This is a genomic window from Pseudomonas sp. IB20 (assembly GCF_009707325.1).
Lineage (GTDB): Bacteria > Pseudomonadota > Gammaproteobacteria > Pseudomonadales > Pseudomonadaceae > Aquipseudomonas.
Genome location: NZ_CP046103.1, coordinates 4835214 through 4859115 on the forward strand (window position 1 = coordinate 4835214; position 23902 = coordinate 4859115).

Here is a 23902-nt window from a genome sequence, read left to right on the forward strand (position 1 = left end):
CGCCGCCCTGGACGCTCTGCGTCCCCCGTGGAACGCCGCCCTGGACGCTCTGCGTCCGCTCTTAAGTCGTGACGCAGAGCGTCACAGGATGCATTCCTTTGCTGCGCGTGGGAATGATCATTCAAACTCAACTATCAGCTATAGACACGGCCAAGGAGCTGCCGATGGCTTTCAAACTGGTCGAGCACGTCCCGGGTGATCTGTTCCTGGGCAAAGCCCATCAGGTCGTATTCCTGAGGTCCGTTGTGCAGGTAGACCTCGGCCCGGTAGTAACGCGTGCGCTCTTCTTCGGGCAAGTCGCTCGGTGCCGCCGAATAAGCATCCAGGCTCACTTCATAGACAAACGGGTTGCCCTCTTCCATCTCGATGCGCACACCGATGCAACGCTTGGATTTGCCCAACAAGGTCTGCACTTCCAGCCCTTGATCACGCAACGCAACCGCCGCTTCTTCCAGCGCCGGCGTTACGTGCTTGTCCATAAAGCGCTGCACGGTGGCCTGGCTCGGTTGCAGGTCCAGGGCGGTCAAGCGCTCGCTGAAACCACGGCGGCCACGTTCGGCCAATTGCGCCTGCTCCTGTTCGATGGCCACATCCTGGCGCATCGCCTTGTGCAAACCGAACATGAACAAAATCAGCACCACCGAGAACGGCAGCCCCGCCAGCACCACCATGGTTTGCATGGCTTCGAAGTTGCCAGCAAACAACAGGCCGATGGTCACCAGGGTGATCACGGCCGACCAGAAGATACGCAACCAGTGCGGCGCATCTTCATCCACATTGCCGCCCTTGCAGGAAAGGTTGGCCATCATCACCGCGCCGGAATCCGCCGGGGTCAGGAACAACACAAAGCCCACGAAGATCGACACACCGATGACGATTTTCGACGCCGGGTAGTGCTCCAGCAATTGGTAGATGGCCATCGACGGTTGTTCCAGCGCCGTCTTGCCCAACTCCACGGCACCGTGGTTGAGCACCAGGTCCAGGGCCGAGTTACCGAAGATCGACAACCACGCCAAGGTGAAGCCCAGCGGGATCAGCAGCACGCCGGCCACCAGTTCACGCACGGTGCGACCACGGGAAATACGCGCGATGAACATGCCTACGAATGGCGCCCAGGAAATCCACCAGGCCCAGTAGAACAGGGTCCACAGGCCCATCCAACGCTCGGTCTTGTCGGCGTCGCCTTCGTACACATACAGGTCGAAAGTCTTCAGCACGATGCCGTTGAGATAATCACCCGTGTTCTGCACCAAGCCATTGAGCAGGTGCAGCGTCGGGCCGAACAACAGCACGAAAATCAGCAAGCCGCTGAACAGCACGATGTTGAGGTTGGACAGGCGGCGAATACCGTTTTCCACACCCGACACGGCGGCGATGGTCGCCACGGTGCTCATCACGATGATCACGATCAGCAGGTTGGTGTTGTTGTGCTCCATGCCGAACAGGTTTTCCAACCCGGACGACACTTGCATCGCACCAATCCCCAGGTTCGTCACCAGGCCCAGCAAGGTCACGAACATGCCGAAACCGTCCACCGCGTGGCCGGCCGCGCCTTTCACCCAACGCTCGCCTACCAGCGGGTACAGCGCCGAACGCAAGGCCAGCGGTTGGTTGTGACGGTAGGCGAAGTACGCCACGGCCAGGCCCACCAAAGCATAGATCGCCCAGCCATGCAGGCCCCAGTGCAGGAAGGTCAGCTGCAGCGCCTGGCGTGCCGCACCATTACTGGCAGCCGCGCCTTCGGGCGGGTTGAAGTAGTGGTCCAACGGTTCCGAGGCGCCGAAGTACAGCAGCGAGATACCGATACCCGACGAGAACAACATGCCGGCCCAGGCGCCGTAGCTGAAGTCCGGGGTGTCGTCCTTACTGCCCAGTTTCAATTTACCGTAGGACGAAAACGCCAGGCCGACCACAAACACCAGATAAGCGGCGATGACCACCATGTAGTACCAGCCAAAGCTTTTGGAAAGCCAAGCCTGTGCTACGCCGAGCATGCGCCCGGCCTCCTGCGGGGCGATGATCAGAATGGCGGTCAACAACAGAATGAGCGCGGTGGAGGTGTAGAACACCCAACCGTTGACCCGGACCTTTTCCGGTGGGGTCTTTATAAGAGAGGCAGAACTCATGGCGCAGATGCTCCGGGCAGTGCGAGAGAGAAACACAAGGCAACGGTTATCCCGGGACATCGATTTTTCGGCAGTCGACGGACGGGTGTTATAAAGACACCCCGAAAATTCTTGAGCCCCGCCGAAGCGGTGGCAGGCCCTGATATGGCCGGTTTCAAGGATTTTTGCAGGTGTCAGAGGCTGCTGCTCACAGGTAGGAAATATCTGTAGGGAGCGACCATTTGTCGCAGATCTTATTCTTTGTTGATTGAACGTTCAATCAAAACAAAATAGACTGGCCTTCAAGCCGACGGACGTTTATCGCCCACCGGCAGGCCTAAGGAGAGGTGCTACATGCCCAAGGTCGGTATGCAACCCATACGCCGCCAGCAGTTGATCGAAGCCACCTTGACGGCCATCGATCAGGTTGGGATGGGAGATGCCAGCATTGCGCTGATCGCCCGTTTGGCCGGTGTCTCGAACGGCATCATCAGTCACTACTTTCAGGACAAGAACGGCCTGATCGCCGCAACGATGCGGTACTTGATGAATGTGCTGATCGAGAACGTCCACGAACGCAGGCTTGCGCTGAAGGACGACAGCCCACGGGCACACCTTCGGGTGATCATCGAGGGCAACTTCGACGCCAGCCAGGTCAACGGACCGGCAATGAAAACCTGGCTGGCCTTCTGGGCCACCAGCATGCATCACCCGTCATTGCACAGGTTGCAGCGGATCAACGATCAACGTCTGTATTCCAACCTGTGCTGCCAGTTCCGCCGAGTGCTACCGCTGCCGCACGCACGCAAAGCAGCCAGAGGCCTGGCGGCCCTGATCGACGGTTTGTGGTTGCGCGGCGCCCTGTCGGGAGACGCTTTCGACACGGAGCAGGCGCAACGGATCGCTTACGAATACATGGATTTCCAATTGGCCAAGCAGGTGAGTTAGAGCACACATAAACGCTCAACCCCTGAACGTCTGCCGCTCAGTGTTGCCAGAACACCATGGCCCACTGGCGGCGGGTAACGCCAACCACTTATGCACTTGCGAGGACTTTATGGCCCGTTTCGAACTGCAAAAACTCTACATTGACGGCGGCTACAGCGACGCTGGCAGCGATGCCACCTTCGAAGCCATCAACCCGGCTAACGGTGAAGTTCTCGCCCAAGTGCAACGCGCCACGAAGGAAGACGTTGAACGTGCCGTGGTCAGCGCTGAAAAAGGCCAGAAAATCTGGGCTGCGATGACCGCCATGGAGCGTTCGCGCATCCTGCGCCGTGCCGTCGACATCCTGCGTGAGCGCAACGACGAGCTGGCCGCGCTGGAAACCCTGGACACCGGTAAAGCCTTCTCCGAAACCCAATACGTCGACATCGTCACCGGCGCTGACGTGCTGGAATACTACGCAGGCCTGGTGCCAGCCATCGAAGGCGAGCAGATCCCACTGCGCGACACTTCGTTCGTCTACACCCGCCGCGAGCCGCTGGGCGTGGTTGCCGGTATCGGCGCGTGGAACTACCCGATCCAGATCGCCCTGTGGAAATCCGCACCGGCCCTGGCCGCCGGTAACGCGATGATCTTCAAGCCGAGCGAAGTCACCTCGCTGACCACCCTGAAGCTGGCTGAAATCTACACCGCAGCCGGCGTTCCGGATGGCGTGTTCAACGTCCTGACCGGCAGCGGCCGTGAAGTCGGCACTTGGCTGACCGAGCACCCGCGCATCGAGAAAGTCTCGTTCACCGGCGGCACCGACACCGGCAAGAAAGTCATGGCCAGCGCTTCGAGCTCTTCGCTCAAAGAAGTGACCATGGAACTGGGCGGCAAGTCGCCACTGATCGTGTTCGAAGACGCCGACCTGGATCGTGCGGCCGACATCGCGATGATGGCCAACTTCTACAGCTCCGGTCAGGTCTGCACCAACGGCACTCGCGTGTTCGTGCCTAAGCACCTGCAAGCAGCCTTCGAAGCCAAGATCGTTGAGCGTGTTGCGCGCATTCGCGTTGGCGACCCGCAAGACGAGAACACCAACTTCGGCCCGCTGGTCAGCTTCGCCCACATGGAAAGCGTGCTCGGCTACATCGCCAAAGGTAAGGAAGAAGGCGCCCGCGTCCTGTGCGGCGGCGACCGTCTGACCGACGGTGCATTCGCCAAAGGCGCCTACGTGGCCCCGACCGTGTTCACCGATTGCACCGACGAAATGACCATCGTTCGTGAAGAAATCTTCGGCCCAGTGATGAGCATCCTCACTTACGAGACCGAAGAAGAAGTGATCCGCCGCGCCAACGACACTGACTTCGGCCTCGCTGCCGGCTTGGTCACCAAAGACCTGAACCGCGCTCACCGCGTGATTCATCAGCTGGAAGCGGGTATCTGCTGGATCAATGCCTGGGGCGAATCCGACGCCAAAATGCCGGTCGGTGGCTACAAGCAATCCGGTGTGGGCCGTGAGAACGGCATCAGCTCGCTGAACAACTTCACCCGCATCAAATCGGTACAGGTAGAGCTGGGCGACTACGCCTCGGTGTTCTAAAGCCAAGCGGATTGGCCTCTGTGGCGAGCGGGCTTGCCCCGCGTTGGCATGCGACTGCTGCGCAGTCGAACGGGGGAAAAGCCCCCTCGCCACAAAAAACAGCCTGAACCAACTTTTACGAGGGCGCATTATGTCCCAAGAATACGATTACATCATTGTGGGTGCCGGCTCCGCCGGTAACACCCTGGCGACCCGTCTGACCGAAGACGAAGGCGTCACTGTTTTGCTGCTGGAAGCCGGTGGCCCAGACTACCGTTTCGACTTCCGTACCCAAATGCCGGCCGCCCTGGCGTTCCCGCTGCAAGGCCGCCGCTACAACTGGGCCTACGAAACCGACCCAGAGCCACATATGGACGGCCGCCGGATGGAATGCGGTCGCGGCAAGGGCCTCGGCGGTTCCTCGCTGATCAACGGCATGTGCTACATCCGCGGCAACGCGATGGACTACGACAACTGGTCGAAACTGCCAGGCCTGGAAAACTGGTCCTACCTCGACTGCCTGCCGTATTTCCGTAAGGCCGAAACCCGCGACATCGGCCCCAACGATTACCACGGTGGCGACGGCCCGGTCAGCGTGACCACGCCTAAAGCCGGCAACAACCCGCTGTTCCACGCGATGGTTGAAGCTGGCGTACAAGCCGGTTACCCGCGCACCGAAGACTTGAACGGCTACCAGCAAGAAGGCTTCGGCCCGATGGACCGTACCGTCACGCCTAAAGGCCGTCGCGCCAGTACCGCTCGCGGTTACCTGGACACGGCTAAAAAGCGTTCGACCCTGACAATCGTCACCCACGCCCTGACCGACAAAGTGCTGTTCGAAGGCAAGCGTGCCGTTGGCGTGCGCTACCTGATCGGCGCCGCCGAAGAGCGCGTTGAAGCCCGTGCGCGTAAAGAAGTGCTGGTGTGCAGCGGCGCAATCGCTTCGCCGCAACTGCTGCAACGCTCCGGTGTGGGCCCGGCCAAACTGCTGGAAAGCCTCGACATCCCGGTGGTCCACGACCTGCCAGGCGTCGGCGAAAACCTGCAGGACCACCTTGAGCTGTACCTGCAATACGCCTGCACCCAACCGGTGTCGCTGTACCCGTCGCTGCTCTGGTACAACCAGCCGGCCATTGGTGCCGAATGGCTGTTCAACGGCACCGGCATCGGCGCCAGCAACCAGTTCGAAGCGGGCGGTTTTATCCGTACCCGTGAAGAATTCGATTGGCCGAACATCCAGTACCACTTCCTGCCGGTCGCGATTAACTACAACGGCAGCAACGGTGTGAAAGAGCACGGTTTCCAGGCGCACATGGGTTCCATGCGTTCGCCAAGCCGTGGCCGCGTGCAATTGAAGTCGAAGAACCCACGGGACTACCCGAGCATCCTCTTCAACTACATGGCCACCGAGCAAGACTGGCAGGAATTTCGCGACGGCATCCGCCTGACCCGCGAAATCATGCAGCAGCCGGCACTGGACCAATACCGTGGCCGCGAAATCAGCCCGGGTATTGACGTGCAAACCGATGAGCAGTTGGACAAGTTCATCCGCGAGCACGCCGAGACCGCGTTCCACCCGTCCTGCTCGTGCAAGATGGGCGACGACGAGATGGCTGTAGTGGATGGCGAAGGCCGCGTGCATGGCATGCAGGGCTTGCGTGTGGTCGATGCGTCGATCATGCCGATCATCACCACCGGTAACCTCAACGCGCCGACGATCATGATCGCCGAGAAAATCGCCGACAAGATCCGTGGCCGCAAGCCGCTGCCGCGCAGCACCGCCGACTACTACGTGGCCGGCGATGCGCCGGTGCGTGGCAAGCCGATGCGTGAAGTAGGCCCTACCGCGCAGTAACTGACGCACCGCGGTGCCTGTATCGCAGGCAAGCCAGCTCCCACAGTTGACCGAGTTCATCTGAACAACTCGGTCAACTGTGGGAACCAGGCTTGCCCGCGATGAGGCCCGACCCCACACCGCAAGTTCCCCGCCCTACACTTTCCTTGATCCGCTCCCCGCCCCAGGCCTAATCTGTTGCCTGCCCGCGATGAGCCGCCCACAAGGAAGGCCCCATGTTCGACCAACACGCCACACTCAAAAAGCACTTCAGTGCCCTGCGCACCCGCGCCGAATTCTTCTCGCTGCGTTACGTGCGCGAATCCGGCCAATACCTGTCGGTACGCAAGAACGTCGCCGAGCCGCCACACCTGAACCACGATGAGGGCGCCATGCTCACCGTGCGCCTCAATGGCGTGGAAGCCTACGCCGCCACCCACGACATCTCCCTGGCCGGCCTGCAAGCCGCCCTTGAGCGCGCTGAACAGCAAGCCCAGCGGATATTGCCCCACGCCCTGCTCGACCTGCACACGCAGCCGGTGGCCAGCGACGTTGCCGACTACCTGTCGCCTGACCTTGACCAGCCCTTTCCCTCCTTAAGCGACTGCTACCAACTGTTGGGCGATGAGTCCGCCAGCGTGCCCAAGGACGAACGCCTGGTCAGCTGGGAAGTCAGCCTGGGCACCACCCACGTGGAACAGATCTACCTCAACAGTGCCGGTGCCGAGCTGCGTCAGGCCCAGCGCTTCGTCTACCCGGGCCTGAGCGTCACCGCGTTCGACGGCAACGACAGCCAGACTCGCACCCTGGGCGGCACCAACTTCGGCCAGCAAGGCAGCGCGAACGTGATTCGCCGCTTCGGCCTGGCCGGCGCCGCCCGCTCAGTGGCCGATGAAGCCCTGCAACTGTTGCTCGCGCCAAACACACCCCACGGCCCGCGCGACCTGCTGCTGATGCCCGACCAGATGATCCTGCAGATCCACGAGTCCATCGGCCACCCGCTGGAACTGGACCGCATCCTGGGCGATGAGCGCAATTACGCCGGCACCAGCTTTGTGAAAGCCAGCGACTTCGGCCACCTGCAATACGGCTCGCCGTTGCTCAACGTGACCTTCGACCCGGACATCCCCGAGCAGCTCGCCAGCTACAGCCATGACGACGACGGCACCCGCGCCACCAAGCAGTTCCTGATCCGTGACGGCCTGCTGCTCAAGCCATTGGGCGGCGCGCTGTCGCAATTTCGCTCAGGCCTGGGCGGCGTCGCCAACAGCCGCGCGTGCAGCTGGAACCGCGCGCCGATCGACCGTATGGCCAACCTGAACATCGAGGCCGGCGACAAGACTCAGGCCGAGCTGATCAGCGGTATCGAGCACGGCATTCTGATGAGTACTAACCGCTCCTGGTCCATTGATGACGCGCGCAATAAATTCCAGTTCGGCTGCGAGTGGGGCCAACTGATCGAAAACGGCGAGCTCAAGGGCGTGGTGAAAAACCCCAACTACCGTGCCATTTCCGCGCAGTTCTGGCGCAAGCTCAGCGCCGTCGGCGATGCCAGCACCTTTAAGGTATTGGGCACGCCGAACTGCGGCAAAGGCGAACCTAACCAAGTGATCCGCGTGGGCCACGCGTCACCTGCGTGTGTATTCAGTGATGTCGACGTATTTGGGGGAGATGCCTGATGAACAACTTTAAGGCACTGGTGCAATGGCTCAAGCAGGCCATCACCGACAAGGAACAATTTCACTTGGGTTATGCGGACGAATCCTCCGAGTTCGTGCGCTTCAACCACGCTCAGGTACGCCAAGCCGGCCAGGTGCAACAGGCCAGCCTGAACCTCAAGCTGATCAACGACGGCCGCCATGCGGACCTCGGCATTACCTTGGCAGGCTCCCCGGAACTGGACCGTCAGCGCCTCGCCGATGGCCTGCAACAATTGCGCGAAACCTTGCCCTTGCTGCCGCAAGATCCGTATTTGCTGCTTAATCACAACGCCTGGCAAAGCCACAACGAGCAGCTTCGGCCCTTACCGGAACTGGCCCAGGTGCTGGAAGACATCAGCCAGGCCGCCGCCGGCGTGGACTTGGTCGGCTTCTATGCCGCAGGCCCGATCAGCCGTGGCTTCGCCAGTTCGGACGGCGCGTTTGGCTGGCATCAGGCCAACAGCTTCAATTTCGATTTCAGCCTGTTCCACGCCAATGGCGAAGCGGTTAAAGCCAGCTACGCCGGGCACACCTGGAACAGCGCCGAGTTTGCCGCACGCTTGCAGCAAGCGCGCGAACAGTTGGAATTTCTGGGTCGCCCTTTGCACAACCTGGCCCCCGGCCAATACCGCGCCTACCTCGCCCCGGCAGCGTTGGAAGAAATCATCGGCATCATCACCTGGGGCGGGTTTTCCGCCCAGGCCATCGCCAGCAAAGGCAGCTCGCTACAAAAGCTGTATGCCGGTGAGCAGTCGTTGAGCCCATTGGTAAAAGTCGATGAGCAGATCAGCGGCTCGCTGAGCCAGGCGTTTTCCACCGAAGGCTACCCGCGCGGGGATGTCACGCTGATTAACGCGGGCACCGCCTGCGGCCAGTTGATCAACTCGCGCAGCGCCGCCGAATACGGCCTGAGCACCAACGGCGCCAGCAGCGACGAGTCGCCCAGCGCCTTGCAGATGGCCGCAGGCAGCCTGGCCCAGGCCGATATCCTCAAGCAGTTGGGCACTGGGCTGTACATCAGCAACCTGTGGTATTTGAACTACTCGGACTTGCCCGCAGCACGCCTGACCGGTATGACGCGCTTCGCCACGTTCTGGGTGGAAGACGGCGAGATCAAGGCGCCGGTGAGCACCATGCGTTTTGATGACAGCGTCTATAGCCTGCTCGGTTCGCAGCTTGAAGCGCTGACCGCTGAGCGGGAGCTGTTGTTGTCGGCCAGTACGTACAGCCAGCGCAATACGGCGTCCAATCTGTTGCCGGGCGCGTTGGTAAAACGCCTGACCCTCACCCTGTAAACACAAAACCCAATGTGGCAACTGGCTTATGTGGGAGCTGGTTTGCCTGCGATGTAGATACCTCGGTGTGTCAGTAGGACCGCCGTGATGCCATCGCAGGCAAGCCAACTCCCACACTGTTCTATGTTCGTTTCTGCCCCCCCGCTTCACCCCTTCCTACCGCAAAATCCCATCTCACACTTCTCCCCGTGCGGCCGGTTGTCGCCCGCAAAAAACCTCGTTATAACGGTTAGTGGCATCCCGCCACCAACCCCACGTGCCCGCACGTGATGCATGACCTTGCCTGGATTGGGCAAGCTGGAGCGTTGACATGGACCATGGAAGTTTTGTCATTGAAAAGCTTTACAAGCACTACAACGTGCACGTAGAGCAGCTAGGTAAGCATTCACAAGAGCATCCGGAAAAAAAAACAGTGCTGATGGTCAACGGAGCGCTGTCCACCACCCGCTCCTTCGCCCGCACCAGCAAATGCCTGGCGGAACACTTCAATGTGCTGCTGTTCGACCTGCCGTTCTCCGGCCTTTCGCGCGAGCACAACACCGACCTTGACCTGGTGACCAAGGACGACGAGGTGCAGATCCTGCGCGCGCTGGTGGAGCGCTTCCAGGTCAACCACTTGGTATCAGCCTCGTGGGGCGGCATCTCCACATTGCTGACCCTGGCGCACAACCCGCCCTCCATCGAAAGCTCGGTGGTGATGGCCCTGGCACCCAACCTCAACCAGGCCATGCTCGATTATGTGGAGCGCGTGCGCGTACTAATTGAGGCCGATGACAAGTCCGCCGTCGGCCATTTGCTCAACGAAACAGTCGGCAAATACCTCTCGCCCCGCCTCAAGCGCAATAACCACCGGCACCTGTCGAGCATGGCCACCAACGAGTACCGCCAAGCGCGCTTTCATATCCACCAGGTGCTGGGCCTGGGCGATGGCAACTACCTGCCGGCGCTCGCGCAGATCGAAACCCCGGTGCATTTCCTCAACGGTACGTTGGATGAGTACACCCCGGCTGCCGAAGCCCAACTGTTCAAAAAGTACGTCGGTCGCAGCAGCTTCGCCGTCGCCGAACACACCGGCCACTTACTCGACCTTGAGTCCCGCGAGGCGGCGTTGGCGGTGCACCGAGCGCTGTTGGATTTCCTCGTCGGAGAGCACGCGACATTGTCAGACTTAGACGAACCGCCAGTGGGAAAAGGAGTAACGGAAGGCGCATAATCGCCGACACATAGCCTGCTAACAAAAAGGTAGCTCATGCCCAATCGTGCCCCTCTCGATGCCAAGACCGCCCGCTGGCTCCCCTGGGTGGTGGCGATTGCCTTCTTCATGCAGTCGCTCGATGGGACGATTCTCAACACGGCACTGCCGGCCATGGCCCGGGACCTCGCGGAAAACCCGCTGCGCATGCAAGGGGTGGTGATCGCCTACATGCTCACCGTCGCCTTGCTGATCCCTGCGTCGGGCTGGGTCGCCGACCGCTTCGGCACCAAGAAAATCTTCTTTGGCGCGATCATGCTGTTCAGCATTGGCTCACTGTTGTGCGCCCTGTCCAGCAGCTTGACCATGCTGGTGGGCGCGCGGGTCATCCAGGGCTTGGGCGGTGCGCTGATGCTGCCGGTGGGGCGCCTGGTCGTCTTACGCGCTTATCCGCGCTCCGAACTCGTGCGGATCATGGGCTTTATTACCATCCCCGGCCTGCTTGGCCCGTTGCTCGGCCCGACCCTGGGCGGCTGGATGGTGCAATACCTGACTTGGCACTGGATCTTCCTGATCAACCTGCCGGTGGGCATGATCGGTTGCTACGCCGTGTGGAAACTCATCCCCGACCTGCGCGGCAGCGAGCGCACACGTTTCGACAGCGTGGGGTTTGTGCTGTTTGGTGCGGCGATGGTGCTGATCACCATCGCCATGGAAGGCTTGGGCGAACTGCACCTGCCGCATTTGCGCGTGATGTTGCTGCTGTTCGGCGGGCTGGCGTGCCTGGCGGCGTACTGGCTGCGCGCCGGGCATATCGATAACCCGCTGTTTTCGCCGGTGCTGTTCAAGACCCGCACCTTTGCCGTGGGCATTCTCGGCAACCTGTTTGCGCGCCTCGGCAGCGGCGCCCTGCCGTTCCTGGTGCCGCTGCTGTTGCAGGTAGCGCTGGGGTACTCGCCATCGCAAGCCGGGATGAGCATGCTGCCGCTGGCGGCGGCGGCGATGTTTGCCAAGTCAATCGCCCGGCCACTGATCGAGCGCCTGGGATACCGCATCGTGCTGACCGGCAATACGCTGGCACTGGGTATCATGCTGGCGAGCATGGGCCTGGTCAGCGAGCACACGCCTTATCCGCTTCTACTGGGGATGCTGGCGGTACTGGGGGCGATCAACTCCTTGCAGTTCACCGCGATGAACACCGTCACCCTGATCGACCTCGACGACGCCCAGGCCAGCAGCGGCAACAGTTTGCTCTCAGTGGTAGCGCAACTGTCCCTGAGCCTGGGCGTGGCCTGTGCCGGTGCGTTGCTCGGCGGCTTTACCGCTGAGGCCGGTAACGATGGCGTGGAAAGCGTGCTCGGCGCATTCCAGTTGACCTTCCTCACCGTGGGCATCATGGCCATGCTGGCGGCGGCGATCTTCCTGCAACTGTCGCCAACGGACGGCAAACGCGTGGTCAGCCGCGAGCACGACATCGAGCATTAACAGGCTTCTCGTCTAGAACTTGCAACGCGTGGTCAGCCGCGAGCACGACATCGAGCATTAACAGGCTTCTCGTCTAGAACTTGCAGGGAAATTCCCACGAGACTGGTACACTGCGCGACATTTTGTTTTGCAGAGCCAGTCCCGTGACTACCATCGCCACCGCTTTTAATACTTTGCCGCTCTCCGCCGCCATGCTGGCTAACCTCGACTCGCTGGGTTATGTCGAGATGACGCAGATCCAGGCGCAAAGCTTGCCGGTGATCCTCAAAGGGCTGGACCTGATTGCCCAGGCCAAGACCGGCAGCGGCAAGACCGCCGCCTTCGGCATCGGCCTGTTGAACCCGATCAACCCGCGCTACTTCGGCTGCCAGGCCCTGGTGATGTGCCCGACGCGTGAGCTGGCCGACCAAGTCGCCAAGGAAATCCGTCGCCTGGCGCGTGCCGAAGACAACATCAAGGTGCTGACCCTGTGTGGCGGCGTGTCCCTCGGCCCGCAGATCGCCTCGCTGGAACACGGCGCCCACGTCATCGTCGGCACCCCGGGCCGCATCCAGCAGCACCTGCGCAAAGGTTCGCTGGTGCTGGACGGCTTGAACACGCTGATCCTCGACGAAGCCGACCGCATGCTCGACATGGGCTTCTACGACGCCATCGAAGACATCATCAGCAAGACCCCGGCGCGCCGCCAGACCCTGCTGTTCTCGGCCACCTACCCGGTGAGCATCAAGCAGCTGGCCTCGAAATTCATGCGCGCGCCGCAGCAAGTGAAGGCCGAAGCGTTCCACTCCGACGACCAGATCGAGCAGCGCTTCTACGAGATTTCTCCGGAAGAGCGCATGGACGCCGTGACCAAGGTACTGGCGCATTTCCGTCCAGCCTCTTGCGTGGCGTTCTGCTTCACCAAGCAGCAAGTGCAGGAAACTGTGGACCACCTGACGTCCAAGGGCATTTCCGCCGTCGGCCTGCATGGCGACCTGGAACAGCGCGACCGCGACCAGGTACTGGCGATGTTCGCCAACCGCAGTACCTCGGTACTGGTAGCCACCGACGTGGCCGCGCGTGGTTTGGACATTGACTCGCTGGACATGGTGATCAACGTCGAACTGGCCCGTGACTCGGAAATCCACATTCACCGTGTAGGCCGTACTGGCCGCGCCGGTGAGACCGGCCTCGCCATCAGCTTGGTGGCGCCGTCCGAAGCGCACCGCGCCCAGGCCATCGAGCAGCTGCAGAAATCGCCGTTGAACTGGGACCAGTTGGACAACCTCAAGCCTCAGAGCGGCGGCCCGTTGCTGCCGGTGATGAGCACCCTGTGCATCGCCGCCGGCCGTAAAGACAAGGTTCGCCCGGGCGACATCCTCGGCGCCTTGACCGGTGATGCCGGCATCCCCGGTGCCCAGGTCGGCAAGATCGCGATCTTTGACTTCCAGGCCTTCGTGGCCGTGGAGCGCGGGATCGCCAAGCAGGCCCTGCAGCGCTTGAATGACGGCAAGATCAAAGGCCGTTCGTTGCGCGTGCGGATCCTGTAAAGATCTCAAGCTATACAGAGATCTAAATGTGGGAGCGGCTTGTGTGGGAGCTGGCTTGCCTGCGATAGCATCACCTCGGTTACTGAAHACCGAGGTGCCTGCATCGCGGGCAAGCCCGGCTCCCACACAGCCCGCTCCCACATTTGACTGATTCCAATTCAGAATTTGTATGAGGACACCGTTTTGCGCTCGACCGAAGTTGTGATCATTGGCGCCGGCGCCGCAGGTTTGATGTGCGCGCTGACCGCCGCCGGGCGTGGGCGCAAGGTGATGTTGATCGACCACGCGAACAAGGCCGGCAAAAAGATCCTGATGTCCGGCGGTGGCCGCTGCAATTTCACCAATATGTACACCGAGCCTGCCAACTTCCTCTCGCACAACGCCCACTTCTGCAAGTCCGCCCTGGCCCGCTACACCCAGTGGGATTTCATCGGGCTGGTGGCCAAGCACGGCGTGCCGTATCACGAGAAGAAGCTCGGCCAACTGTTCTGCGATAACAAATCCAGCGACATCCTCGGCATGCTGCTGGATGAATGCATTCAAGTTGGCGTGAGCATGCACTTGGACACGTCGGTCCAGGAGATTGCCAAGCTGGACGCCGGTTATCAGTTGCAAACAACGTTGGGTGAACTGCGCTGCGAGTCTTTGGTAATTGCCACGGGCGGCCTGTCGATCCCGACCTTGGGCGCTACCGGGTTTGGTTATCAAGTGGCCAAGCAGTTCGGCCATGAACTGCTGCCGACCCGCGCAGGATTGGTGCCGTTCACCATCACCGACCAGCTCAAGGACTTGTGTGGCGAGCTGTCCGGCACCTCGGTGGACTGCCTGGTCAGCTGCAACGACCAAAGCTTTCGCGAGAACATCCTGTTTACCCACCGCGGCCTGAGCGGGCCGGCGATTCTGCAGATCTCCTCGTACTGGGAAACCGGCGACACCGTGGAAATCAACCTGCTGCCCGACCACGACGCCCACGCCTGGCTGCAACAGCAACAGGTCGAGCGCCCCAATAGCGAGTTGAAAACCCTGCTGGGTGAGATCTTCACCAAGAAGATGGCCAACCTGCTGGCGGAAACCTGGTTTGTGTCCAAGCCGATGAAGCAGTACACCCACGCCGAAATCGCCGATATCGCGCAAAAACTCGGCAGTTGGCAACTGGTGCCGGCCGGCACTGAAGGCTATCGCACGGCCGAGGTGACGTTGGGTGGGGTGGATACGCGCGAAGTGTCGTCCAAGACCATGGAGTCGCTGAAAAGCCCGGGGTTGTACTTCATCGGTGAAGTGCTGGATGTGACCGGCCACTTGGGTGGGTTCAACTTCCAGTGGGCGTGGGCTTCGGGCTACGCGGCTGCGCAATACGCCTAAAGGTTGTACGCGGTCAAAATGTGGGAGCTGGCTTGCCTGCGATAGCGGTGTGAAGTGCGCCCCAGAAGTTGGACACTCGTCCAATCTCAGCGCAGGCAAGCCAGCTCCCACATTGCTTTTGTGGTGTGCTTGGAAGTTATTTTGCGCAATTGATGTGATCGCTACGCTTGCCGTGGCGTCCTTGATAGCTCAATTTAACGGCATCGTCCCGGAAGACACCAGACTTCATGTCATCGACCTCGTTCAAGCAGTCAATGCGGCGCCTGTGGGCGCTGGATAAATTCAGTTACAGCGTGCGGGTATTCATCGCCCTCACCGGCAGCATGGCGCTGTGCTGGTATCAGGATGAAATGACGCTGCTCATCCCGCTGTTCCTGGGGATCATCGCCAGCGCCCTGGCCGAGACCGATGACAGTTGGCAAGGCCGCCTCAATGCCCTGGCGGTGACGCTGGTGTGTTTCAGCATCGCCGCGCTGTCGGTGGAACTGCTGTTCCCTTACCCCTGGATCTTCGCGATCGCTCTGGCCCTGGCCAGTTTCTGCCTGACCATGCTCGGGGCGCTGGGCGAGCGCTATGGTGCGATTGCCTCGGCGACGCTGATTCTGTCGGTGTACACCATGATCGGTGTGGACCAGCGCGGTGGTGCCGTGTCTGATTTCTGGCATGAACCGCTGCTGCTGGTGGCCGGTGCCGCGTGGTATGGCGTGCTGTCGGTGCTGTGGCAGGCGCTGTTTTCCAACCAGCCAGTGCAGCAAAGCCTGGCGCGGCTGTTTCGCGAGCTGGGGCGTTACCTCAAGCTCAAATCATCGCTGTTCGAACCGATCCGTCAGCTGGACGTAGAAGCGCGCCGCCTGGAACTGGCCCAGCAAAATGGCCGGGTGGTGGCGGCGCTGAATGCGGCGAAGGAAATCATCCTGCACCGCGTCGGCAATGGCCGCCCAGGCTCCAAGGTCAGCCGCTACTTGAAGCTGTATTTCCTGGCCCAGGACATCCACGAACGCGCCAGCTCGTCCCACTACCCGTATAACGCCCTGGCCGACGCCTTCTTCCACAGCGACGTGCTGTTCCGCTGCCAGCGCCTGTTGCGCCAGCAAGGCAAGGCCTGCCAGACCTTGGGCGAGTCGATTCAACTGCGCCAGCCGTTCATTTACGACGACAGCTTCGCCGAAGCCCTCGGCGACCTGAATGCCTCGTTGGAACACCTGCGCGTCCAGAGCAACCCGGCCTGGCGCGGCCTGCTGCGCTCATTGCGCGCCCTGGCGGCCAACCTGTCGACACTCGACCGCCTGCTCGGCGACGCCAGCAACCCCGACGCACTCGCCGACGCCACCGACAGCAACCTGCTGGACCGCGCCCCGCGCAACCTCAAGGAAATGTGGACGCGCCTGCGCACGCAACTGACGCCGACCTCGCTGCTGTTCCGCCATGCCTTGCGCCTGGCCCTGGCGTTAACCATCGGCTACGGCACCTTGCATGCGATTCACGCCTCCCAGGGTTATTGGATCATCCTCACCACCCTGTTCGTCTGCCAGCCCAACTACGGCGCCACCCGGCGCAAGCTCGGCCAGCGGATCATCGGCACCGCCATCGGTTTGACCGTGGCCTGGGCGCTGTTCGACCTGTTCCCAAGCCCCGTGGTGCAATCGCTGTTCGCCATCGCCGCAGGGCTGGTGTTCTTTATCAACCGCACCACCCGCTACACCTTGGCCACGGCGGCGATCACCTTGATGGTGTTGTTCTGCTTCAACCAAGTGGGTGATGGCTACGGGCTGTTCCTGCCACGGCTGTTCGATACCCTGCTCGGCAGCCTGATCGCGGGCCTCGCGGTGTTCCTGTTCTTGCCAGACTGGCAAGGCCGCCGCCTGAACAAGGTGCTGGCCAACACCCTGACCTGCAACAGCATCTACCTGCGCCAGATCATGCAGCAATACGCCGCGGGCAAGAGCGACGACCTGGCCTACCGCTTGGCCCGGCGCAACGCCCACAACGCCGACGCGGCGCTGTCCACCACGCTGGCAAATATGCTGATGGAGCCAGGGCACTTTCGCAAAGAGGCTGACGTAGGCTTCCGTTTTCTGGTGCTGTCGCACACCTTGCTCAGTTACCTGTCGGGGCTGGGCGCGCACCGCGAAACGCAACTGCCGGCCGAGGTGCGTGAACATTTGATCGACGGCGCCGGTAACAGCCTGGCGGCGAGCATCGACGAGATCGCCACGGGGCTGGCCAACAAGCAGCCGGTTGCGATTCAGAGCGATGCTGAGGAAGCGTTGGCGGCGGAGCTGGAACAGATGCCGGATGAGATTGATGAAGGGCAACGGTTGGTGCAGACCCAGTTGGCGTTGATCTGCCGGCAGTTGGGGCCATTGCGCACGTTGGCGGCGCACCTGATCAAAGATACCAGCGCGGCCTAAATCGCTATCGCAGGCAAGCCAGCTCCCACATTGGAATGCGGTTACCTGTGGGAGCCGGGCTTGCCCGCGATGTGGCCCTCAAGCACCCTACATCCCGTGCGCCTTCATCAACCGCGCATAACTGCCATCGACCTTCATCCTGGCAATCTCCCGGTCGAAACTGGCGACAATTTGCTCATGCTCAGGGTTCTTCAGGCTGACCAGAATATGCAGGCTGTTCTCACTCAGCGGCTTGGGTAAAAACTCCACCGTATTGCGCACCCGGGGCGATTCGCGCGCCAGGTAATAGCGCGCAACATATTCATCTTCCAGCGTCAGCCTTACGCGCTGCGCCGCGAGCATGCGCACGGCCATGGCGAAGTTATGCACCGGCACTTTCTGCAACTGCGCATCCTGGTCGAAGGCCGCCGAGTAGGCATAACCGCGCACCACCGCGATGGGCTGGTCGTGCAGTTGTTCCAGGCTCTGATAATCGATGGGATCGTCGCGGCGCTTGATAAAGCGCACACGGTTCAACAGGTATTCCGCGGAAAACTGCCCCAATTGCGTGCGTGAATCGTCGTACCAGGCATTGACCAGCACGTCATAACGCCCGTCGCCCACGCCCATCAGCGCTCGCGCCCAGGGCACCTGTTCGAAATCACTGGCGTAGCCGGCGCGAGCCAAGGCGGTGCTGACGATATCGGTGGCCAACCCACCGTTGACCAAGGTGGCATCGGTGAACGGGGGCCAGGCATCCGCTACCAGGCGCAGACGTTGTGCGACCGCAGGCGTGGTCAGCAGCAACACTCCTATCAAAGCAACGGCACGAGAAAATCGCGGCATGCTTAAAGTCCTTGGCGGGCAGGCAGTGGCCTGATAACAGTAGCTCATCAATGAGCCTGTATTGCAGATTACACAAAGAACTCAGCGGGGATTGCACTGAATGATGGCAAATTGACGCCATTCACAAAAATGACGAATTTAGACAGGGGGGCCCGTCGCGCTTACTATCGGCAACAGCCATTAATTGAGAGAGCACACCATGACGGTTGATTGGGTCTGCAAGCATCACGATGACTTAGGCAAGGAACAGCTGTACGCCATTCTGCGTCTGCGCAGCGAGGTCTTTGTCGTTGAACAGCAGTGCGTTTACCTGGACCTCGACGGGCAGGACCTTTCGGGCGATACCCACCACTTGATGGCCTGGAAAGATGACGAACTGGTGGCCTACCTGCGCCTGCTGGACCCGCAGACCCAGGACGATGATGTGGTGATCGGCCGCGTGATCGTCGCGCCAGTGGCACGCGGCACCGGGCTGGGCCATCAGATGATGGAAGAGGCCCTCAAGCGCATTGAAGATATCTGGCCTGAGACGCCGATCTTTCTGTCAGCCCAGGCGCACTTGCAGGGGTATTACGCGCGGTATGGGTTTGTGGTGGAGGGTGAGCAATATTTGGAGGATGATATTCCACATATTGGTATGCGGCGCGCTTGAGCCCCTTTTCGCGAGCAAGCCCGCTCCCGCATTTAACCGTGTACACCCTTTGAAACGCGGTCGACTGTGGGAGCGGGCTTGCTCGCGAAAGCGTCAGCCCAATCACCGCCACATTCAGGGATAACCCAACACCTGCTTGATCCCCGCCAGGTTCGCCTCGATCCACTTCCGATCAATCGCCCCCCAACTGCGAATCCGATAGTGCCCGGCATGGTTGCGCGCACCGTCTTCCTGCTCGAACTCGCACACGATATCCAGGTCGGCCAGCGCGGCAATCGTGTCCTGCGCCGTGCGCCGAGGCATGCCGGTGGCGTCGGTCAACGCCGGGACGCTGCTGGCTTGCCCGCTGTCGATCAGGTACGCCACATACAGGCGGCGGTAGAAACTGCTTTTGGTCTTGCTCACGTCCATGCTTGATCGCCTACTGAGGTTAGGGCTTGCCCTGCAAGTCGCGATACGTGAGGTACACCCGCAGGTCGAATTCCACCTGATGGTAGCCGGGCATCATGTATTCGCAGAGTTTGTAGAACGCCTTGTTGTGGTCCGATTCCTTGAAGTGCGCCAGCTCGTGCACCACGATCATGCGCAGAAACTCCGGCGCCGCCTCCTTGAACAGTGCGGCAATACGAATCTCTTTCTTGGATTTGAGGTTGCCACCCTGCACCCGTGAAATCGTGGTGTGCAGGCCCAACGCGCGGTGAGTCAGGTCCAGGCGGTTGTCGAACAGCACTTTGTCGATGGCCGGCGCGTTACGCAGGTGTTCCTGCTTCAAGGCCAGGGCGTAGCTGTACAACGCCTTGTCACTCTGCACCGCATGGCGTTCGGGGTAACGTTGTTCCAGATAGGCGCCCAACTGGTCCTTGGCGATCATCTGGCGCACTTGTTCCTGAAGAGCTGCGGGGTAGGCCTGGAGGTATTTCAGCGCGGTCATGAGTTCAGCAACAAGGTTCGAATGGCCGCCAGTGTAGCGAATTCAAAGCGGCCCAGGGTGGGACCAATCGGCCATTTCCTCAGGCCGCAGCGGCTGCGCCGCCCACGGCCCCTGGATAAATGAGCAACCATTGGCCTTGAGCCAGTGCGACTGTTCGAGGGTATCCACGCCCTCGGCGATCACCAGCACATCAAAATGCCCGCACAGCTGGATGATGCTACGGGCCATGGCCGCGTCCCGCATCGAGCCCGGCAGGCGCGCCACCAGTTGTGGGTCCAGCTTGAGCGTGTCGAACTCCAGGTCACGCAGGTGGGCCAGGGAACACTGCCCCAAACCAAAGTCATCCAGCGCGATACGCACGCCGACCTGACGCAATAATTTGAACTGCTTGTTGGTTTCTTCAAGGTTACTCATCAGGCTGTCTTCACTGATTTCCACCTCCAACTGCCGCCCCTGCAACCCATGTCGGTCGAGTACCTGCTGCAGCTGGCTGGCCAGGTTGGGCATGTTGAACTGGCTGCTGCTCAAGCTCACGCTCAGCACCAGCTCTTCATGGAAACTCGCTTGCCAGGCTTGCCGTTGGGCGGCGACTTGCTGGTAGATCCAGGCGCTCAACTGGCTGATCAGCCGCGCCTCTTCCAACAGCGGCAAAAACAGGCCCGGCGGCACATCGCCGACACTCGGGTGCTGCCAGCGCAGCAGCGCCTCGACGCCGCGCAAACGCCCGTCCTCCAGCGACACCTGGGGCTGGTACACCAAAGTGAAGTCCTTGTTCTGAATCGCGGTTCGCACGCTGTCTTCAAGCATCAGGCGCGAGCGGGCGCGGCCGTTCATTTCCTGATCGTAATAGCGATATTGCTGACGCCCCGCGCGCTTGGCTTCGTACATGGCGATGTCCGCCGCGCGCAGCAGGCCGTTCAAATCCGAGCCGCAGTCCGGGAAGGTCGCAATGCCGATACTGACACCGAGCATTACATCCAAACCGTCGACCTGCTGGCACACAGACACGCGCTCGATCAGTTTTTCCGAAATTTTCGCCGCCTGCTCCGGGAACTCCAGCTCTAACAATGCAGTGAATTCATCCCCGCCCATGCGCCCGAGAATGTCGTAGGAACGCAGACACGCCTGCATCTGCTCCGAGACCCAGCGCAGCACCCGATCCCCAGCATCGTGGCCCAACGAGTCGTTGACCCGCTTGAAACCGTCGAGGTCCAGGTAGAGCAACACCAGCGACAACTCGTTACGCTCGCTGCGCAGCAGCATGTTCTCCACCGCCTGGTGGAAGCCACGCCGGTTCAGCAGCCCGGTCAACGGGTCGGTCACCGCCTGGAACTCCAGTTGCTGATGCAGGTGGCGCACCTCGGACATGTCCAGCACCGTCACCACCATGGCCTTCTGCTCGGCGGGCAGGGGCGCGCAGGACAACGCCACCGGCACCTGCTGGCCGCGACCGGTGCGCAAAATGGCGTCGTGCTGGCGCCACGTCTCACCCTTGCGATACGCCTCGTACATCGGGAAGCCCAGCCAGGCGGGCACATGGGGCTTTTGCAAGAAACTCAGGAAGCTCTCGCCCTGCAACTCCGCCATCGTGGCGTTAAGCAGCCGCGAAACTGCCGGGTTGGCGTACTCAATCACACTGCCCTCGCCCACCACCAGGATGCCTTCGGCGGCGTTGTCCAGTACCGAGGCATTGAAGGCTCGCGCGGATTCCAGGTCATGGCTCAAGCGCTGCAAGGCCCGGCGGTTACGCTGGTGCTCCAGCAGGGCTTGCACCTTGGGCTTGAGAATATGCGGGTCAAACGGTTTAAACAGGTAATCGATGGCGCCGCTGGCATAGCCTTCCAGCACAGCGGCGGGCGATTGGGCGTGGGCGGTCAGGAAGATAATCGGCGTCATGCGCGTACGTTGGCTGCCGCGCATCAGGCGGGCGACTTCGAAGCCGTCCATGCCGGGCATGCGCACATCCAGCAACACCAGGTCGATTTCGTGCGCCAGCAGCAGCTCCAAGGCTTCAAGCCCCGACGCTGCAGTCATCACGTGCCAATCTTCACGCTGCAAAAGCGCACGCATGCTGACGAGGTTCTCCGGGTAGTCATCGACCACCAAGAGTACCGAACTGCCATCGCCTGGGTGTGGAGCGCAATCCATGCTACGTCTCTTCCTTGAGGGGCTGCACCGGTCACTTCTGATATAAAAACCGGACAAACAATGAGGCCTCACTCTAGCCCCGGTTCCAAAAAAGCAGAAGTGACGTGGGTGCCATCATTGCGCCAAAGCCCTGGAAGCCGACTAACGGTCAAGCCCTACAGGCCACGGTTCATGGGAAACATGGCTTTTTGGCACTCCTCTGACGCCAATAAATTGCCAGTAATCGTTTAACAACCGGACGATCACCGCCTATAAAGAACCTGCAAGGCCCTCGGGCCAAAGCCTTCACCCTCTGTAAAAGGCCAACACCATGATCGACCTTTCCACCTGGAACCTGAGCATTCCGGTCGGCTCGCCGCCCGCGACCATCGACACGCCGAAACTGCTTAGCGGCTTCAAGGACCAATATTTCCAGGCCGAAGGCAGCAACGTGCAATTCTGGACACCGGTGACCGGTACCCGCACCGAAAACGCCGTTTACCCGCGCAGCGAACTGCGCGAAACCTACGCCGACGGGCGTTTGCGTAACTGGACCTACCCCGACGCCGACAACTTCCTGCGCGCCACCCTGGCCGTCAATCAGGTGCCCTCTTCCGGCAAAGTCGTGATCGGCCAGATCCACGCCTATGACAGCCAAAAACCGCTGATCAAACTGGAATACCAATTCAAGGAAAAAACCCAGACTGGCAACATCATCGCCAAGGTGCGCATGCGCCCGGATGAAGACGAAGGCCGCGTGATTATCGTGGCCTCCAATGTGCCGCTGGAGAAGAGCTTTACCTATGTGATCAACCTCAATAAGGCCGGCTTGCTGAGTGTGGAGGCCGCTGACGGGCAGTGGAATGAACGCATCGGTGCCGCGTGGGGCGCCAAACCGTTGTATTTCAAGGCGGGGGCGTATGTGCAAGACAACAGTGGGGACAATAAAGAAGGCGCGCGGGTGACATTTGCGAAGTTGGATATTGATCACGAGTAAGCCAGGCTTCAATCGACATAAGCCTCAACCTTGAACCCAAGAATTCATGACCAACCTCTTAAACGCACCGCCAGTCCCTGTGGTAGCCCGGCTTGCCCGCGATGGCGGTGGATCAGCCAGTCTTTGCGGCGGCTGACACACCGCCATCGCGGGCAAGCCCGGCTCCCACAGTTGCCCTGCGTCGGTTGAGGGTTAAGTGCTCGTCCTACACGACCGTTGCGGCAAGCCAGATCGGCGCTTATAGTTCCCCCCGTCGCTGGCATTGAACAGCGATAGGGTTTCGCAGCCCTACAGAGTTAATTCCGCACCCGTCAAAACAGCCCTGGCGTTCCTGCCAATGGCCGTCTTGTTATGGCGGCTGTGCGTGGGAGACCTTCGGGTCTGCCGGGTCTTAACTCCTCGGTCTGCGAACCCGCGTACAGCTGCCACCCAATTTGTTTCGCAGCAAACGGTGGTCATTCTTCTCCCGAGTTAAGGATTCACCATGACCCAACAACTGCCACCCCGCCGCTTCACCCCATGCACCGAAACCGCAACCGATTACCCCGTACTGTTAATCGACAGCGACGCCCCACTGCTTGAACTCCACGCCTGCCTGCGCGAACGCCTCAACGCCGCCCTCGAACACCTCAACCTGATCGCCTGCTCCAGCCTGCCGGACTTCGCCGAGCGCGACCTGAACAACGTGGCCAACACCGCGCGCATTCTGGTGCAGGACGTGAGTGATGTGTTCCGGGTGATTGAGCACCGCGGCTTCGATACACCTGACGCGGCCTGATCAAATCCCAGCCACAAAAAAGCCCGCATCGCTGCGGGCTTCTTTTTAAACGCCTTAGGCTCAGTTCACCTTAGCGTTCAACTCACCTTTGAGGTAACGCTGGTACATCGCTTCCCGGGTGATTGAGCACCGCGGCTTCGATACACCTGACGCGGCCTGATCAAATCCCA

The 23902-nt window shown here is 60.9% G+C and carries 18 protein-coding genes; 13 read left to right on the top strand and 5 right to left on the bottom strand.

Annotated features, from left to right (window positions below; all coding sequences use genetic code 11):
- Positions 1–134: 134 nt before the first annotated feature.
- Complete coding sequence (locus GJU48_RS22610) at positions 135–2069, bottom strand: BCCT family transporter (RefSeq protein ID WP_242156139.1); 1935 nt, start codon at positions 2067–2069, stop codon at positions 135–137.
- Between the two features lie 390 nt (positions 2070–2459).
- Here GJU48_RS22610 and betI point away from each other — a divergent pair, with 390 nt between their 5' ends.
- From betI to yccS, 10 genes are all read left to right on the top strand, one after another.
- Positions 2460–3053 carry a transcriptional regulator BetI gene (betI, locus tag GJU48_RS22615; protein WP_010207128.1) on the top strand — a complete coding sequence of 198 codons (594 nt, stop codon included), beginning with the start codon at positions 2460–2462 and terminating at the stop codon, positions 3051–3053.
- A 109-nt stretch (positions 3054–3162) separates the two neighbouring features.
- The gene (betB, locus tag GJU48_RS22620) at positions 3163–4635 is read left to right on the top strand and encodes a betaine-aldehyde dehydrogenase (protein WP_094949545.1); all 1473 of its coding nucleotides are present in this window, start codon (positions 3163–3165) and stop codon (positions 4633–4635) included.
- Between the two features lie 130 nt (positions 4636–4765).
- Entirely contained in the window at positions 4766–6469 is a 1704-nt protein-coding gene (betA, locus tag GJU48_RS22625; RefSeq protein ID WP_094949546.1) for a choline dehydrogenase, read from the top strand.
- Between the two features lie 215 nt (positions 6470–6684).
- Positions 6685–8127: a TldD/PmbA family protein gene (locus tag GJU48_RS22630; protein ID WP_094949547.1), complete on the top strand. Its 1443-nt coding sequence runs from the start codon at positions 6685–6687 to the stop codon at positions 8125–8127.
- Positions 8127–9443 carry a TldD/PmbA family protein gene (locus GJU48_RS22635; protein ID WP_094949548.1) on the top strand — a complete coding sequence of 439 codons (1317 nt, stop codon included), beginning with the start codon at positions 8127–8129 and terminating at the stop codon, positions 9441–9443. Before GJU48_RS22630 ends, GJU48_RS22635 begins: the two co-directional genes overlap by 1 nt.
- Positions 9444–9753: 310 nt before the next feature.
- Positions 9754–10656 carry an alpha/beta fold hydrolase gene (locus tag GJU48_RS22640; protein WP_094949549.1) on the top strand — a complete coding sequence of 301 codons (903 nt, stop codon included), beginning with the start codon at positions 9754–9756 and terminating at the stop codon, positions 10654–10656.
- Between the two features lie 36 nt (positions 10657–10692).
- Entirely contained in the window at positions 10693–12120 is a 1428-nt protein-coding gene (gene mdtD / locus GJU48_RS22645) for a multidrug transporter subunit MdtD (RefSeq protein ID WP_094949550.1), read from the top strand.
- Between the two features lie 191 nt (positions 12121–12311).
- Positions 12312–13649, top strand: a complete 1338-nt coding sequence (dbpA, locus tag GJU48_RS22650; RefSeq protein ID WP_240995367.1) for an ATP-dependent RNA helicase DbpA — start codon at positions 12312–12314, stop codon at positions 13647–13649.
- Between the two features lie 183 nt (positions 13650–13832).
- Positions 13833–15011 (top strand): BaiN/RdsA family NAD(P)/FAD-dependent oxidoreductase, encoded by a 1179-nt coding sequence (locus GJU48_RS22655; RefSeq protein ID WP_094949551.1) that lies wholly within the window; start codon positions 13833–13835, stop codon positions 15009–15011.
- 227 nt (positions 15012–15238) lie between these two features.
- Positions 15239–17422 (top strand): YccS family putative transporter, encoded by a 2184-nt coding sequence (gene yccS, locus GJU48_RS22660; protein WP_094949099.1) that lies wholly within the window; start codon positions 15239–15241, stop codon positions 17420–17422.
- Positions 17423–17509: 87 nt separating this feature from the next.
- Here yccS and GJU48_RS22665 read toward each other — a convergent pair whose 3' ends face one another.
- Positions 17510–18247, bottom strand: a complete 738-nt coding sequence (locus GJU48_RS22665; protein WP_094949100.1) for a substrate-binding periplasmic protein — start codon at positions 18245–18247, stop codon at positions 17510–17512.
- Between the two features lie 199 nt (positions 18248–18446).
- Here GJU48_RS22665 and GJU48_RS22670 point away from each other — a divergent pair, with 199 nt between their 5' ends.
- A complete protein-coding gene (locus GJU48_RS22670; RefSeq protein WP_094949101.1) occupies positions 18447–18899 on the top strand; it encodes a GNAT family N-acetyltransferase in 453 nt (150 codons plus the stop codon).
- A 114-nt stretch (positions 18900–19013) separates the two neighbouring features.
- Here the strand turns inward: GJU48_RS22670 and GJU48_RS22675 are convergent, their stop codons facing one another.
- From GJU48_RS22675 to GJU48_RS22685, 3 genes are read right to left on the bottom strand one after another with little or no spacing between them, the layout of a single operon-like run.
- Positions 19014–19310 carry a winged helix-turn-helix domain-containing protein gene (locus GJU48_RS22675; protein WP_094949102.1) on the bottom strand — a complete coding sequence of 99 codons (297 nt, stop codon included), beginning with the start codon at positions 19308–19310 and terminating at the stop codon, positions 19014–19016.
- Positions 19311–19329: 19 nt separating this feature from the next.
- The gene (locus tag GJU48_RS22680) at positions 19330–19830 is read right to left on the bottom strand and encodes a M48 metallopeptidase family protein (protein WP_094949103.1); all 501 of its coding nucleotides are present in this window, start codon (positions 19828–19830) and stop codon (positions 19330–19332) included.
- Between the two features lie 42 nt (positions 19831–19872).
- Positions 19873–21978: a putative bifunctional diguanylate cyclase/phosphodiesterase gene (locus GJU48_RS22685; RefSeq protein WP_094949104.1), complete on the bottom strand. Its 2106-nt coding sequence runs from the start codon at positions 21976–21978 to the stop codon at positions 19873–19875.
- Between the two features lie 310 nt (positions 21979–22288).
- On the opposite strand from GJU48_RS22685, the gene GJU48_RS22690 reads away from it, so the two are divergent.
- Positions 22289–22954, top strand: coding sequence for a polysaccharide lyase family 7 protein (locus GJU48_RS22690; RefSeq protein WP_094949105.1), 666 nt, complete (start codon positions 22289–22291; stop codon positions 22952–22954).
- A gap of 484 nt (positions 22955–23438) precedes the next feature.
- Entirely contained in the window at positions 23439–23732 is a 294-nt protein-coding gene (locus GJU48_RS22695) for a fructose-bisphosphate aldolase (RefSeq protein ID WP_094949107.1), read from the top strand.
- Positions 23733–23902 lie beyond the last annotated feature (170 nt).

What these genes read in the sequence shown, in the direction of transcription:
- betI (WP_010207128.1), top strand. Translation starts at nt 2,460, where the DNA reads ATGCCCAAGGTCGGTATGCAACCCATACGCCGCCAGCAGTTGATCGAA.
- betB (WP_094949545.1), top strand. Translation starts at nt 3,163, where the DNA reads ATGGCCCGTTTCGAACTGCAAAAACTCTACATTGACGGCGGCTACAGC.
- betA (WP_094949546.1), top strand. Translation starts at nt 4,766, where the DNA reads ATGTCCCAAGAATACGATTACATCATTGTGGGTGCCGGCTCCGCCGGT.
- GJU48_RS22630 (WP_094949547.1), top strand. Translation starts at nt 6,685, where the DNA reads ATGTTCGACCAACACGCCACACTCAAAAAGCACTTCAGTGCCCTGCGC.
- GJU48_RS22635 (WP_094949548.1), top strand. Translation starts at nt 8,127, where the DNA reads ATGAACAACTTTAAGGCACTGGTGCAATGGCTCAAGCAGGCCATCACC.
- GJU48_RS22640 (WP_094949549.1), top strand. Translation starts at nt 9,754, where the DNA reads ATGGACCATGGAAGTTTTGTCATTGAAAAGCTTTACAAGCACTACAAC.
- mdtD (WP_094949550.1), top strand. Translation starts at nt 10,693, where the DNA reads ATGCCCAATCGTGCCCCTCTCGATGCCAAGACCGCCCGCTGGCTCCCC.
- dbpA (WP_240995367.1), top strand. Translation starts at nt 12,312, where the DNA reads ATGCTGGCTAACCTCGACTCGCTGGGTTATGTCGAGATGACGCAGATC.
- yccS (WP_094949099.1), top strand. Translation starts at nt 15,239, where the DNA reads ATGTCATCGACCTCGTTCAAGCAGTCAATGCGGCGCCTGTGGGCGCTG.
- GJU48_RS22665 (WP_094949100.1), bottom strand. Translation starts at nt 18,247, where the DNA reads ATGCCGCGATTTTCTCGTGCCGTTGCTTTGATAGGAGTGTTGCTGCTG.
- GJU48_RS22670 (WP_094949101.1), top strand. Translation starts at nt 18,447, where the DNA reads ATGACGGTTGATTGGGTCTGCAAGCATCACGATGACTTAGGCAAGGAA.
- GJU48_RS22675 (WP_094949102.1), bottom strand. Translation starts at nt 19,310, where the DNA reads ATGGACGTGAGCAAGACCAAAAGCAGTTTCTACCGCCGCCTGTATGTG.
- GJU48_RS22680 (WP_094949103.1), bottom strand. Translation starts at nt 19,830, where the DNA reads ATGACCGCGCTGAAATACCTCCAGGCCTACCCCGCAGCTCTTCAGGAA.
- GJU48_RS22685 (WP_094949104.1), bottom strand. Translation starts at nt 21,978, where the DNA reads ATGGATTGCGCTCCACACCCAGGCGATGGCAGTTCGGTACTCTTGGTG.
- GJU48_RS22690 (WP_094949105.1), top strand. Translation starts at nt 22,289, where the DNA reads ATGATCGACCTTTCCACCTGGAACCTGAGCATTCCGGTCGGCTCGCCG.
- GJU48_RS22695 (WP_094949107.1), top strand. Translation starts at nt 23,439, where the DNA reads ATGACCCAACAACTGCCACCCCGCCGCTTCACCCCATGCACCGAAACC.